This is a genomic window from Actinoalloteichus caeruleus (genome assembly GCF_049311605.1).
GTDB classification, from domain to species: domain Bacteria; phylum Actinomycetota; class Actinomycetes; order Mycobacteriales; family Pseudonocardiaceae; genus Actinoalloteichus_B; species Actinoalloteichus_B caeruleus.
Window position 1 is genome coordinate 1,039,340 of the sequence record NZ_CP186005.1, and the last position, 12,658, is coordinate 1,051,997.

General features: G+C 73.9%; 14 protein-coding genes and 1 pseudogene. 9 read left to right on the forward strand and 6 right to left on the reverse strand.

Going from position 1 to position 12,658, the window contains the following annotated elements; genetic code table 11:
• Positions 1-12 precede the first annotated feature (12 nt).
• On the reverse strand, positions 13-369 hold the full coding sequence (locus ACOJVX_RS04665; protein WP_155886008.1) for a hypothetical protein: 357 nt from the start codon (positions 367-369) through the stop codon (positions 13-15).
• 96 nt (positions 370-465) lie between these two features.
• Positions 466-1,146 (reverse strand): 2-phospho-L-lactate guanylyltransferase, encoded by a 681-nt coding sequence (cofC, locus tag ACOJVX_RS04670; RefSeq protein ID WP_081715182.1) that lies wholly within the window; start codon positions 1,144-1,146, stop codon positions 466-468.
• Positions 1,147-1,270: 124 nt separating this feature from the next.
• Between cofC and ACOJVX_RS04675 the strand changes: the two genes are divergently transcribed.
• From ACOJVX_RS04675 to ACOJVX_RS04690, 4 genes are all read left to right on the forward strand, one after another.
• Positions 1,271-2,125, forward strand: coding sequence for a lysophospholipid acyltransferase family protein (locus ACOJVX_RS04675; protein ID WP_422647282.1), 855 nt, complete (start codon positions 1,271-1,273; stop codon positions 2,123-2,125).
• A complete protein-coding gene (locus ACOJVX_RS04680) occupies positions 2,122-3,141 on the forward strand; it encodes an NAD(P)H-dependent glycerol-3-phosphate dehydrogenase (RefSeq protein ID WP_422647283.1) in 1,020 nt (339 codons plus the stop codon). The genes ACOJVX_RS04675 and ACOJVX_RS04680 overlap by 4 nt, the downstream gene beginning before the upstream one ends.
• Positions 3,132-4,280 carry a cystathionine gamma-lyase gene (locus tag ACOJVX_RS04685; RefSeq protein ID WP_026417133.1) on the forward strand — a complete coding sequence of 383 codons (1,149 nt, stop codon included), beginning with the start codon at positions 3,132-3,134 and terminating at the stop codon, positions 4,278-4,280. Before ACOJVX_RS04680 ends, ACOJVX_RS04685 begins: the two co-directional genes overlap by 10 nt.
• 743 nt (positions 4,281-5,023) lie before the next feature.
• Positions 5,024-5,518: a cysteine dioxygenase gene (locus ACOJVX_RS04690; RefSeq protein ID WP_026417132.1), complete on the forward strand. Its 495-nt coding sequence runs from the start codon at positions 5,024-5,026 to the stop codon at positions 5,516-5,518.
• 184 nt (positions 5,519-5,702) lie between these two features.
• On the opposite strand, the gene ACOJVX_RS04695 is transcribed toward ACOJVX_RS04690, so the two are convergent.
• Positions 5,703-6,374, reverse strand: coding sequence for a pyridoxamine 5'-phosphate oxidase family protein (locus ACOJVX_RS04695; RefSeq protein ID WP_418155870.1), 672 nt, complete (start codon positions 6,372-6,374; stop codon positions 5,703-5,705).
• Positions 6,375-6,448: 74 nt separating this feature from the next.
• On the opposite strand from ACOJVX_RS04695, the pseudogene ACOJVX_RS04700 reads away from it, so the two are divergent.
• Both ACOJVX_RS04700 and ACOJVX_RS04705 read left to right on the forward strand, forming a co-directional pair.
• Positions 6,449-7,848 (forward strand): annotated as a pseudogene (locus ACOJVX_RS04700) (PLP-dependent aminotransferase family protein).
• Between the two features lie 58 nt (positions 7,849-7,906).
• Positions 7,907-9,001 (forward strand): D-alanine--D-alanine ligase family protein, encoded by a 1,095-nt coding sequence (locus ACOJVX_RS04705; RefSeq protein ID WP_030104001.1) that lies wholly within the window; start codon positions 7,907-7,909, stop codon positions 8,999-9,001.
• On the opposite strand, the gene ACOJVX_RS04710 is transcribed toward ACOJVX_RS04705, so the two are convergent.
• Positions 8,993-9,391 (reverse strand): STAS domain-containing protein, encoded by a 399-nt coding sequence (locus tag ACOJVX_RS04710; protein WP_026417128.1) that lies wholly within the window; start codon positions 9,389-9,391, stop codon positions 8,993-8,995. The genes ACOJVX_RS04705 and ACOJVX_RS04710 overlap by 9 nt on opposite strands.
• Before the next feature lie 281 nt (positions 9,392-9,672).
• Between ACOJVX_RS04710 and ACOJVX_RS04715 the strand changes: the two genes are divergently transcribed.
• Complete coding sequence (locus tag ACOJVX_RS04715) at positions 9,673-9,927, forward strand: hypothetical protein (RefSeq protein ID WP_418155868.1); 255 nt, start codon at positions 9,673-9,675, stop codon at positions 9,925-9,927.
• A gap of 163 nt (positions 9,928-10,090) precedes the next feature.
• Here the strand turns inward: ACOJVX_RS04715 and ACOJVX_RS04720 are convergent, their stop codons facing one another.
• Together ACOJVX_RS04720 and ACOJVX_RS04725 are read right to left on the reverse strand one after the other, a co-directional pair.
• Positions 10,091-10,666 (reverse strand): DUF3515 domain-containing protein, encoded by a 576-nt coding sequence (locus tag ACOJVX_RS04720; protein ID WP_030103999.1) that lies wholly within the window; start codon positions 10,664-10,666, stop codon positions 10,091-10,093.
• A 49-nt stretch (positions 10,667-10,715) separates the two neighbouring features.
• A complete protein-coding gene (locus ACOJVX_RS04725) occupies positions 10,716-10,949 on the reverse strand; it encodes an Lrp/AsnC family transcriptional regulator (RefSeq protein ID WP_026417125.1) in 234 nt (77 codons plus the stop codon).
• A gap of 102 nt (positions 10,950-11,051) precedes the next feature.
• Between ACOJVX_RS04725 and ACOJVX_RS04730 the strand changes: the two genes are divergently transcribed.
• Together ACOJVX_RS04730 and ACOJVX_RS04735 are read left to right on the forward strand one after the other, a co-directional pair.
• Positions 11,052-12,017, forward strand: coding sequence for a thiamine-phosphate kinase (locus tag ACOJVX_RS04730; RefSeq protein WP_026417124.1), 966 nt, complete (start codon positions 11,052-11,054; stop codon positions 12,015-12,017).
• Between the two features lie 81 nt (positions 12,018-12,098).
• Complete coding sequence (locus ACOJVX_RS04735) at positions 12,099-12,599, forward strand: GNAT family N-acetyltransferase (protein ID WP_026417123.1); 501 nt, start codon at positions 12,099-12,101, stop codon at positions 12,597-12,599.
• The last annotated feature ends 59 nt before the right edge of the window (positions 12,600-12,658 follow it).

The window sequence follows — 12,658 nt, forward strand, 5'->3', positions numbered from 1 at the left end:
CCATTGTCCTCCTCAACGACCCCCAACGGGCCAGGAGATACGCGCATTGGGGTGAACATCCGGCGACGGCGGCACGGCGGGTGGGAGAACGAGGGCGACCGTGCCGTCGGCGGCGCGCCACACCGTGACGCGTTGGCCGCTCCGCGGCGCGATCCAGCCGCCCGAGGTCACCGCGACCGCCGGCACGTCCACCAGGAGTCCGTCGTCCCGCAGCACCGTCAGCGAACCGTCGTCGAGGATGTCGCACACCGTGGCCTGCTCGGCCCGCCTCGGCGGCGGTGACGGGGACCCGGTGCCGTCGGGGTGGTGGGGCGAGGTCGTCCCACCGGTGGGCGAGGTTCCCGGCGGCGGGGTGGGTGAGGTGGCCACCGCGCCACCGTAGCCAGCCCCGGTGCGCACCGCTCCGGGTGGCGGCGAGGGGCGGCCGTGGCCGCTCGCCCCGCCGTCCGGTGGGCGCCGGGCCGGTCATGCTCCCCGGCGCGCCGGCCGACGCGCGCCCACCTGGTCCGCCCGCTCGAACAGCTCCGCCGTCCTGGGGCCCAGCCCGAGGCTCGCCGCCTCACCCAGGTCGGCGGCGGTATCCACGTCGCAGCGCAGCGTCGGCCAGCTCCCGCGCAGCTCCACCGCTCCCGCCTCCCGGTGCCGGCGGGCCGAACCGACCCCGAACCGGGGGTCCAGGGCCTCACCCCGCGCGGCCAGCAGGAAGGTCGTGCCCGTGCCTTGTCGGTCGGGGCAGAACCCCCGGCTCTGGCCGGCCGCCGCGATGGCGGCACCGAGTTCGAGCGCCGTCAGGGCCGGCAGGTCGGCCTGCAACGCGCCGATCCGGTCCGCCCCGACGTGGTTGCGCAGCCACTCCGACCCGTGCCTGAGCGCCGCGTTCAGCCCGGCGTCGTGGTGATCGGTCACGACGGAGAACCCGTCCGCCCGCACCGCCGCCGCCGTGGTCGAGTCCGCGGTCAACACGTGCACTCGCCGCACGCCCACCGCCTCCCTGGCCGCTGTCGCCGTGTCCAACGCCAACGCGATGACCAGGGAGGAGTGCAGGCGCGGGTCCCGCGCGCCGCCATCGAGCGCGCCGAGCAGCCGCGACTTGGCCGCATGCAGCATCTTGACCGGGATCAACAGGTCCACACCGCCATCCACCACACCATCCTGACCGACGTCGTGGTGTTCTGGCGAGACCCCCGCCTAACCTGTCGGACAGGCGGTGGGCACACTCGCGGCAGGCCGATGCGCGACCCACCGCCGGCCGAGGACGAGGGAGGGCTGGGTGACCACCAAGGTGACCAGGGAAAAGGGGGGGTTCTGGGTCGGGTTCGCCGCAGCCGTGTTCTACCCGGCGATCCGGTTGTTCTCCCGCAACGAATTCCGTGGTGGTGATCGTCTCCCCCGTGAGGGCGGCGCCCTGGTGGTGTTCAACCACATCTCCGAGATCGACCCGGTGTACGACGCCGTCGCCGTGCACTCCGCCGGCCGGGTTCCGCGGTTCATGGCCAAGCACAGCCTGTGGAAGGTGCCCGTGGTGGGATCGCTCCTGCGCGGTGCCGGCCAGATCCCGGTGTACCGGGGTTCCGGGGACGCCCAGCGGAGCCTGCGCGCGGCGGTCGAGGGACTGGGTGCCGGGAAGGTGGTCGTCATCTACCCGGAGGGGACCGTCGGGCGGGACCCCGAACGATGGCCGATGTACTCCAAGACCGGTGTCGCGCGGCTCGCGCTGGACACCGACGTCCCGGTGATCCCGGCCGTGAACTGGGGCACGCACGAGGTGCACGACTACCAGACCAAGAAGTTCCGCCCCTCCCCGCGCCGTCGTCGGGTGGTCGTCGAGTTCGGGGAACCCGTTGACCTCGATGCCTACCGGGGACGCCCCCGGGACGCGGCGCTGCTCCGCGAGGTGACCGACGCCGTGATGAGCGGGGTGCGCGACCTGTTGGGGTCCGTGCGGAACGAGACACCCCCGGTGGCCTTCCACCGGCCCGGCGGCCGGAGCGGCACCGACTCCGCCGCCTCCGACGGGGACGCCGCCGGGAGCGCCACCGACCCGGTGGACGGCGCGGCCGACGCGGCCACCGACGCCGAACGACGGCCGGGGAAGGACGGGGACTCCCCGGTGGAGCGGGCGTGAACGCCCCCGTCCCGCACCGCGTCGCGGTGCTCGGCGCCGGGTCCTGGGGTACCGCGTTCGCGAAGGTGCTGGCCGACGCCGGTCGGGAGGTCGTGCTGTGCGCGCGCCGCACCGAGGTCGCGGAGGCGGTCACCACCAGCCGTTCCAATCCCGACTACCTCCCCGGGGTCCCGCTGCCGGCGAACCTGACGGCCACCGCGGACCCGGAGGCCGCGCTCGGGGGCGCCGAGGCGGTGGTGCTCGCCGTGCCGAGCCAGACGCTGCGGGCCAACCTCGAGTCGTGGCGCTCCCTGCTGCCGCCGGCGGCTCCGTTGGTCAGCCTGGCCAAGGGCGTCGAACTGGGCAGCCTGAAACGCATGAGTGAGGTCATCAGCGAGGTCGCCGGGGTGGGTGGTGACCGGGTGGCGGTCGTCACGGGGCCGAACCTGGCGAAGGAGATCGCCGACGAGCAGCCCACGGCCAGCGTGGTCGCGGCCGAGGACCCGGCGTTGGCGCTCGCGCTCCAGCGCGCCAGCTCCACCGGCTACTTCCGGCCCTACACCAACAGCGACGTCGTCGGTTGCGAGCTCGGTGGCGCCTGCAAGAACGTGATCGCCCTCGCCTGCGGGATCGCCGGCGGCCTCGGCTTCGGGGAGAACACGGCGGCGACGCTGATCACCCGGGGTCTCGCCGAGATCGCCCGCCTCGGTGCCGCGCTGGGCGCCGACCCGCAGACCTTCGCGGGCCTGGCCGGCATGGGGGATCTCGTCGCGACCTGTTCCTCCCCGCTGTCGCGGAACCGCACCTTCGGGGGCCGGTTGGGCGGCGGCGCCACGCTGACCGAGGCCACCGCCGCCGGCAACGGACAGGTCGCCGAGGGTGTGAAGTCGTGCTCGTCGATCCGGGAACTCGCGATGCGCCACGGCGTCGAGATGCCCATCACCGACGCGGTGCACCGGGTCTGCCACGAGGGGCTCGCTCCTCGGGCGATGGCGTCCGCCCTGCTCGGTAGGGCGAGGAAGGCGGAGTGGTCGTGAGTTCAGGGGCAGCGGAGTGGGGCGACGGGACCCGGTGCGTGCACGCCGGGCACGAACCACCGAGGACGGGCGCGCCGTTGCGCCCCGGGCCGGTCTTCGCGGCCCCGTACCACCTGGCGGGAGCGGAGGACATGCCCGCCGTCCCCGGTGCGGTGGAGTACGGCCGGTCGGGAAACCCCAGCTGGACCGCTCTTGAGGAGTCCATCGGCTCGCTCGACGGTGGGCAGTGCGTGCTGTTCCCGTCGGGGATGGCCGCGATCAGCGCCCTGCTCCGCGCGGTCCCCCGGCCAGGGGACACGGTCGTGCTGCCAGCTGACGGGTACTACGGGACGAGGAACTTCGCCGCGGCCGACCTGGCCAGGACCGGCGTCACGGTCCGGGAGGTACCGGCCAGGGGACCCTGGTCGGACGAGGTCCTGGCCGGCGCGTGCCTGGTGCTGTTGGAGACGCCGGCGAACCCCGGTCTCGACGTGTGCGACATCGCCGCGCTGTCCGCGATGGCGCGGCGGGTCGGTGCCCTGGTCGCCGTCGACAACACGACCGCGACGCCACTGGGCCAGCGGCCGCTCGAACTGGGGGCGGACGTGGTCGTCGCCAGTGACACCAAGGCGTTGACGGGGCACAGCGACCTGCTCCTGGGGCACGTGTCGACCGCCGATCCCGAGTTGGCCGACCGGCTCCGGGCCGGGCGCGGGCGGGACGGTTCCCTGCCCGGCCCCTTCGAGGCGTGGCTCGCCCACCGCAGCCTGAGCACGCTCGACCTCCGGCTGGCCCGGCAGGCGGAGAACGCGGCGGCGCTGTGCGCGGCGCTCGAGGGACATCCGCTCGTCACGAACCTGCGGTGGCCAGGGCTTCCCGGCGACCCGTCCCACGCGGTGGCCAGGGCGCAGATGCGCCGGTTCGGCGGCGTGTTCCGCTTCGAACTGCCGGACGCCTCCTGCGTCTCCCAGCTGGTCCGGCGCAGCTCGCTGCTCGCCGAGGCGACCAGTTTCGGCGGCGTGCACTCGACGGTGGACCGACGAGCCCAGTGGGGCGACGCCGTCGCGCCGGGGTTCGTCCGGTTCTCCGCCGGCTGCGAGGATTCGGACGACCTCGTCCGGGACGTGGTGGCCGCGCTCGACGGGGTGGCGCGGGACTGACCGCCCGGCGGGCCCGGGGTCCGACCCGGCCTGCCAAGGGGCTCCGGGGCGCTGGTGGTGGGGCCGAGGCGCAGGGTGCCCCGGGTGCGCCCGCGACCCGCCGGCAGCGGTGGCGGCCGTCCTGTCCCACCTGGCGGGAGGCCGGTTCGCGCGTGCCGCTGCCGGAAGGGTGATCTTCCTGGCCTCGGGGTGGTTTGGGCTCGGTCCTCGACGGGTATGACCGCGCGAGTGACAGGGCGGACGCGCGAGAGGTGCGGGGACAGGCTGTGCGGTGGTTCCACCAGCGACGACGGGCGTGGCCGCCGGGTGGCCGGCGGTGCGATCCCGGGGGGCCGAGCCGGCGGGTCACCCGCGTCGGCCACCGATACTCCCGGTGATCAGTTTCTCGCCCGTTCGAGGTTTAGTCACCAAAGTGGAGGATTCTTGACCAGGTTGGCGTGTGCCAGGTTGACGCCCAACCCCGGTCTTGGTTTTCTTAGTCACGGCCCAGGAGCCCGCCCGGTCACGGACGGCGTCACCAGGACCCCGCCCCCGTGCGGTCGACGGGGCTTCGGGCCGCATCCGAGGAGGAACATGCACCAGCGCGGTGGTCGTGAGCGGAGAGGTCCCCTTGACCTCGGCCGTGCCGCCAGCGCGCTGTGTCGTCAGGGCTGACGTTCGTCCGCCGGCGCAGGGCCGGACCGTTTTCGCCCGCCCCCGGGGCCACCGGGGATGAGACTTCCCTACCGAGCAGAGGACTTCTGTTGTTCGCCGTGCCTGCAAACACCATCGCGCCGCCCGCACAGCGGTCGGCCGCGCACCCCGTCCGCGTCGCACTCGAGACCGTCGCCAACCGCGCGCACTGGGCGCACCGCCTGCGCTACGACCCGGAACGCCGCTGGTCGGACCTGCTGGAACGCACCGACGACCAGGAGATCTGGCTGCTGTCCTGGCTCCCGGGCCAGCGGACCGAGCTGCACGACCACGGGGGCGCGGTCGGCGCGTTCACCGTGGTCAACGGTGTCCTCACCGAACGGGTGGTCCGGGAACAGCCGGGTGACAACCACCTGGAGGTGATCTCCCCGCTGGTCGCCGGCCAGTCCCGGGTGTTCGGTCCGCACTACGTGCACCAGGTCGTCAACGAGGGACCGGACCCCGCGGTGTCGGTGCACGTCTACCGGCGGGCCCGGCAGCCGATGTCGGAGTACCGCCTCGACCCGGTCGCGGGGCTCGTCCCGACCGGTCGGCGGAACTGGTGAGCACCCGCCACCACCGCCCGGCGCCGCCCGCCTGACCACCGGGACCCGGGCGGCCCGGGGTGGGAACGGCCGCCCGGCCCCTCGGCGGCGGGCGGGACCCGCCGTGGGGGAGGAGCGGACGCCGAGGGAGAGGTCCGGGCTGGTGGTGGCGTTCCGTTCCCCCGTGCCCGCCGTGACGCGGCCCTCAGCCCAGGGCCTGGCCGGCTCGCCGCCGGACGTGGTCGGGCACACCGCTGTCCCCGGGGAGCAGCGGACAGGGCTCGGGCTCGCCCCACCGCTGGTCCAGGGGCAGCACCCCGGCCCACCGGGTGCCGTCCGCGACGTCCTCCTCGTCGTCGCCGGGAGGAGCGGCCCGGACCTTGACCGCCGCCTCCGCCAGATCCAGCGCGAGGACCGCCGTCGCGGCCAGTTCCCGTTGCGTGGGAGGTCTGGCGTGGTCCCACGAGCCCGGAGCCAGCCGCTCGGTCACCGCGCGCAACCCCGCCAGCTTCGTGCCCGGGTCGTCCACCAGCGCGGGCGTGCCGTGGATGACGGCCGACCGGTAGTTCACGGAGTGGTGGAACACCGAACGCGCGTACACCACGCCGTCGAGCAGGGTGACCGCGACGCAGGCCCGCGCGCCCTCCGCCAGGGCGCGCAGGCTCGCCGCGCCCGTGGATCCGTGCAGGTAGAGGGTGTCCCCCACCCGTCCGTAACAGGTCGGGAGCACCACCGGGCTCCCGTCGAGGACGAGTGAGAGCTGGCAGACCAGGCCGGCGTCCAGGATCGAGTACAGGGTCTCGCGGTCGGTGACGGACCGCCGCCGGCCGCGTCGTACGGTGCTGCGGGGGGTGGGGGACAGCGGCTGTGTGGTCATGGCACGAGTGTGCTGACCCCGAATGGCATTCTGGAAGGGCCACAGAACAGCGATTTGGAAAGGCCACTTCGTCGATGACGCGTGGTGAACCCGCGACCGAGATCCCGGTGAGCCTCGACCGAGGGGCGGGAACGCCGCTGGCGGTGCAGCTGGCCGACGCGCTCCGGGCGGCCGCGGTGGACGGCCTGTTGCGGGCCGGGGACCGGTTGCCGGCGACCAGGAGGCTGGCCGCCCACCTCGGGGTGAGCCGGACGGTGACCACGGCCGCCTACGAACAGTTGCACGCCGAGGGCTGGCTGACCGGGCGGCACGGTTCGGGCACCTACGTCACCACCAGCCCCCCGAGCGGCGCGGCCCAGGAGACCACCGTGGACGCCGCCGAGCCGGAAGTGGGGGAGCTGGTCGACCTCACCCCGGGAGCCCCGTGGTCGGAGGGCATCGACCGGGCCGCGTGGCGGCGGGCCTGGCGCGCGGCGGCGGAGGTCCCGCCGATGACCCGGCCCCGGCGGGCCGGGCTGCCCGAGTACCGGGCCGCCGTCGCCGAACACCTGCTGCGGCACCGGGGCCTGGCGGTCCCGAGGGCTCACGAGGTCGACAGCCCGGTGATCGCGACCGCGGGAACGACCGCCGGCCTGGTCGAGACCGTCCGCGCCGTCCTGCGGCCCGGGGACGTCGTCGCCGTCGAGGAGCCCGGGTACCAGCGGGCGGTCAGCGCGCTCCTCGCGGCGGGTCTGCGCGTCGTGCCCGCGCCGGTCGACGGGGACGGCCTGCTCGTCGACCGCGTCCCCGCCGGCGTGCGGGCCGTGTACTGCTCGCCGGCACACCAGTACCCGCTCGGGGGCGGCTCCCGGCGGCGCGCCGGGTCGCCCTGGTCGAACGGGCGCGGCACGACGGTTTCCTGGTCATCGAGGACGACTACGACGGCGAGCTGCGCTACGACGTCGCGCCGCTGCCCCTGCTGGCCGCGCTCGCCCCGGAACACGTCGTCCACCTCGGCACCACCAGCAAGATCCTCACGCCGACGCTGGGGGTGGGGTGGATGGTGGCCCCCGGATCGGTGCGCCGGGCGGTGCTGGACGCGCGCGACCGGTCGGGCGTGGGCCCCGCCGCGGCGGGCCAACGGGTGCTGGTCGAGCTCGCCAGGCACGGAGACCTGGGCCGGCACCTGCGCCGCACGCGGCGGGAGTTCGCCCGCCGCCGCGGCGCTCTCGTGGAGGCGTTCACCTCGGCCGGCCTTCCCGTGCTCGGGGACGAGGCGGGTGCCCACCTCGTGCTCCCGCTGCCCTCGGCCGCCGAGGAACAACGGGTGATCGGTTCGGCGCGGCGCGCGGGCCTCGCCCTGGACGGGCTCGGCCGGCACCACCAGGGCCCCGCCGGGCACTACGGAATCGCCCTCGGATACGCGGCCTGCTCCCCCCGGGAACTGGCCTCGGCCATCCCCGTTCTGACCCACCTCGTCGCCAGGGCGTGGTGACGCGGAATACCGGATTGCGCCGAGTGGGTGGAGCGACCGGCCGGTAGGGTCCAGAGCCATGACGCAGCGCAAGATCCGGGTCGCGGTCGTCTTCGGCGGCCAGAGCAACGAGCACGCCATCTCCTGCGTGTCGGCGGGCAGCGTGCTCGCGCACCTGGACCGGGAACGCTTCGAGGTCGTCCCCGTCGGCATCACCCGCGAGGGTGGCTGGGTGCTGGGTGGGGACGATCCGGAGCAGCTGGCGATCCGGGACCGGGCGCTGCCCGAGGTGGACGGGACCAGCGCGTCCCTGGTCCTGCCTGGAGGAGCCGGTGGTGACCTCGTCCGACTCGACCCGGGGCGCGAGGGGGAGCTGCTCTCCGGGGTGGACGTGGTGTTCCCCGTGCTGCACGGCGCCTACGGCGAGGACGGGACCATCCAGGGGCTGCTGGAGATGGCCGGGGTCCCCTACGTCGGACCGGGTGTCTTCGCCAGCGCCGCCGCGATGGACAAGGAGTTCACCAAGAAGCTGCTGGCGGCTGCCGGGCTGTCGGTCGGGCGGTACGTCGTGCTCCGCCGCGACCAGGCGACGCTGACCGAGGACCAGCGGGCGGACCTCGGTCTCCCCGTCTTCGTGAAGCCCGCCAGGGCCGGTTCGTCGCTGGGCATCTCGCGGGTCACCGACTGGTCCGCGTTGGACGAGGCCATCGCGGAGGCCCGGCGCACCGACCCGAAGGTCATCATCGAGGCCGCGGTCCGGGGCCGTGAGGTCGAGTGCGGGGTGCTGGAGTTCCCCGACGGGGAGGTCCGTGCCTCGCTGCCGGCCGAGATCCGGATGGTGGCCGAGGGTGTCGACTGGTACGACTTCGAGGCGAAGTACCTCGACGACGTGTGCGAGTTCGACATCCCCGCCAAGCTCGACGACGCGGTCGTCGAACGGCTTCGGGACCAGGCGGTGACGGCGTTCACCGCCCTGGACTGCCAGGGACTGGCCCGTGTCGACTTCTTCGTCAGCGACGAGGGCGAGCTGATCGTCAACGAGCTCAACACCATGCCCGGTTTCACGCCGATCTCGATGTACCCGAAGATGTGGCAGCACACCGGCATCGACATCGGCACGCTCACCAACATCCTCGTGGACACCGCCCTGGCCAGGGGGACCGGCCTACGGTGAGGGTGGGCCGGCGGGCGCGTCGGACGGCCACGGCACGCTCGGCAACACCGTGATCAGGGTGCCGAGCCCCGCCTGGTGGAAGCGGCGCAGGGTGTTGGCGTCGTCGGAGATGACGTTCAGCTCCCCGCCGCGCCGCCGGAGCCGTTGGTAGGTGGACACCAGGGCGTACACGCCCGCCCGGCCCACGAAGTCGACGTTGCCCAGGTCGACCACCATGCGGGTCGCCCCGGTCCGCAGGCAGTCGGCGAGGAATCCCCAGAACATCTCGGCATTGGTCGTGTCGAGCTCGCCGACGACCTCGACGACGACCCAGCCGTACCGAAGTCCGTGGCGGAGCCGCAGATCCCAGGTGTCCCCGTCCGCCTCGTCCACCATCGGCCGCGTCGTCATACCCGCCTCCTCACACCACCGGGGCGAGATGACCGTGGCACCCCGTCCTGTGATGAGAAGTGCCCGCTCGCGCCCTTCCCGAACCGTGTCCTCACTCGGTCGGGGCGAGCCGGCGAGGGGCGCGCCCGCCGTCGGTCCCTGGCGGCTCGTGGTACCGGGACGTGCTCGACGGTCGGTGCGCCGTGTCCGGGGCACCGGGACCGGTGGGGCGATCCCCTCGGCCGAACCCACCCTCCCGAGTGAGGCTGCTCGGCGCTGGGCCCGGTGCTTGGCGCTGGCTAGTGCTCGGCGACCCGGCCTACGAGCTCTGGCCGTTGGTCGAGCAGGTCGACGACCCACGTGACCGGCCGTCGGTGTTGGCCAGCCGGTTCCGACTGCTCGCCGACGTCCTGGGCTTGGATCCCGCCCGGGTGGCGGCGTGGGCGCTGGCCAGGACGGTGGAGGGTGCGTTGTGGAGCGCCGCGCACGGCGACCCGGCGGGCGGTCGGTCGGCGATGGCGGTCGCGCCGGTGCTCGCCCGGCTGGCCGGGGTCTGACCACGGTGCGGCTGGCACCGGGCGGGTCGGGGGAGTTGGAACGGCGCGTGGCGGCGCGGGACGAGCCGGCGAACCGCGCTGGCCGGTGGACGAGGACCTCCCGGACAAGCCGCCCGCCACCGGTGGCGCTCCGCCGCCCGGGGGACCGCACCCGAGGTCGGGGTCACCCCACCTCGACGTCGACCGCTTCCAGCACGGCGGAGATGGCCTCGGAGACGTCCTGGATCGGACCGCTTCCCGTGTCGTCCGGCACCGTGAGGGCCACCCCCACCGGCCGGTCCACCGCCGCCCAGGTCGTCATCCCGTCCCCCGGCATCTCCAGCCACTGGACACCCGAGACCTCCACCAGCTCGGAGGTCGGTTCCAGATCGGCCGGTGCCCCCAGCCCGCACCGCACGACCACCGGGTCGTGGTCGGCGTTGCCCCAGGCCATCGCGCCGGCCGGGGCGGGATCCATCAGCTCCCGGACGGTCAGGGTCTGCCCGGCCGAGACGGTCTCCTCGGGGAGCTCGGCCAGCAGGGCCGCGCATTCGGCCGACTCGGCGTCGGGAGCGGGAACGCTGGAGAGCGGTAGCGGACCCGTCCGGCGCTGGCCCTGTCCGTCGTACTCGTCGGTGGCCTCCTCGACGGGGGGCGAGGACATCGCGATGCCGGCGGCGCCGACACCCAGCGCGACGGGCAGCGCGATGGCCACGACCACCACCGCACGGGGGAACCCACTCGACGGCTTGTCCGACATGGGATCCATGACAGCACGCCGAGTGGGTCGCGACCACGGCGGGGGAGGGTCAGAGGCGGACCACCGGGCACGTCAGCGTGCGGGTGATCCCCTGGACGTTCTGGATGTTGGCCACCACGAGCTGCCCCAGCTCGTCCACGTTCGGCGCCTCCGCCCGGACGACGACGTCGTAGGGGCCGGTCACGTCCTCGGCGGTCGTGACACCGGGGATACCGGAGATCTGCTCAGCCACCGCGGCTGCCTTGCCGACCTCGGTCTGGATGAGGATGTATGCCTTGACCACGGCGTGCCCCTTCGTGTCGTCAGTGTGCTCGGGGTAGGAACGTGAGCAGCAAGGTACCCCAGCCGCCGACGCGGTCGGGGCTTGGAGACTTTGGAGGTCCGCGTGCAGCCGGAACCGGCGCAGAACCCGGACACGGTCGCCGGGCTCGGAGAGTTCGGGTTCATCGAGCGCATCACCGGCGGTCGGCCGCAACCGTCCACCACCCTGCTCGGCCCCGGCGATGACGCCGCCGTGGTCGCCGCGCCGGACGGGCGGGTGGTGACGTCGACGGACGTCCTGGTCGAGGGGGTGCACTTCCGGCTGGACTGGTCCAGCCCCGAGCAGGTCGGGGCCAAGGCGGTCGCCGTCAACGTCGCCGACGTGGCCGCGATGGGAGCCGTTCCCACCGGGCTGCTCGTCGGGCTGGCCTGCCCGCCCACGCTCACCGCCGAGATCGCCGACCGCATGACCGAGGGCATGTGGCAGGAGGCGTCCAGGGCGGGCGTGGGTGTCGTCGGCGGTGACGTCGTCTCCGCCGGGAGCATTGTGATCTCTGTCACCGCCTTAGGGAGTCTGCAGGGCAGGGAGCCGGTCACGAGGTCGGGCGCCCGGGTCGGTGACGTGGTCGCCGTCCGAGGGCGACTCGGCTGGTCGGCCGCCGGCCTGGCCGTGCTCAGCCGAGGCTTCCGCTCGCCGGGAACGGTCGTCGGTGCGCACCGGTGCCCGCAGCCCCCCTACCAGGCAGGCCCCGAGGCGGCCCTGGCCGGCGCGACCGCGATGATCGACGTGTCCGACGGGCTCCTGGCCGACCTCGGGCACATCGCGGTCAGCTCGTCGGTCGCCATCGACGTCTGGGCGGAGCGGATGGAGGTGCACCAGCGCCTCGTCGACGTGGCCTCCGCCCTGGGCTCGGATCCCCTGCACTGGGTGCTGACCGGCGGCGAGGACCACGCGCTGGCCGCGACCTTCCCGTCGGCGGCCGCGCTGCCCCCGGGGTGGCGCGTGGTCGGCACGGTCAAGGAGGGCAGCGGGGTGACCGTGAACGGACGGGCCTACGAACGGCCCGTCGGCTGGGAGCACTGGCGCTGACCACGACCGGCGCCGGAGGTTGGACACGCCCAACCGAACGCCCGTGGTGGACGGCGTGTCGAAATACGTAGGCTGACACGCATGCAGCTTCGTCTCCTGGCCTTCGACCACCCCGACTCCCTGACGCTGACCGCCGCCGTGCAACGGGAGTACGTGGTCCGGTACGGGGAGGAGGACGTCACGCCGGTCGAACCGGCGCAGTTCGCCCCGCCCAACGGGCTGTTCGCCGTCGGGTACCTCGACGACCGACCGGTCGCCTGCGGTGGGTGGCGGCGGGTGGCCGAGGCGGAGGACGGGGTCGGGCCCGACGACGCGGAACTGAAGCGGATGTTCGTCCTCCCCGACGCCAGGGGGCGCGGTCTCGCCAGGTCGTTGTTGGTCTACCTGGAGGTGTCCGCACGCGACGCCGGCTGCCACCGGATGGTGCTGGAGACCGGAACCGAGCAGCCGGAGGCGATGGCCCTCTATCGTTCGGAAGGGTACGAGCCCATCCCGAACTTCGGCACCTACCGGGAACACCCGCTGAGTCGCTGCTTCGCCAAGTCCCTCCTCGACGTGGCCGGTCTGCCCGCCGTCGGCTGACCGCCAGCAGCGGTCGGGTCGGTCCCGGGGCCGACCGAGAAGCCAGTCCGAGGAGGACG

Coding starts and splice junctions, on each gene's coding strand:
- ACOJVX_RS04695 (WP_418155870.1), bottom strand. CDS start 6,374: ATGACCACACAGCCGCTGTCCCCCACCCCCCGCAGCACCGTACGACGC.
- ACOJVX_RS04720 (WP_030103999.1), bottom strand. CDS start 10,666: ATGTCGGACAAGCCGTCGAGTGGGTTCCCCCGTGCGGTGGTGGTCGTG.
- ACOJVX_RS04705 (WP_030104001.1), top strand. CDS start 7,907: ATGACGCAGCGCAAGATCCGGGTCGCGGTCGTCTTCGGCGGCCAGAGC.
- ACOJVX_RS04735 (WP_026417123.1), top strand. CDS start 12,099: ATGCAGCTTCGTCTCCTGGCCTTCGACCACCCCGACTCCCTGACGCTG.
- ACOJVX_RS04710 (WP_026417128.1), bottom strand. CDS start 9,391: ATGACGACGCGGCCGATGGTGGACGAGGCGGACGGGGACACCTGGGAT.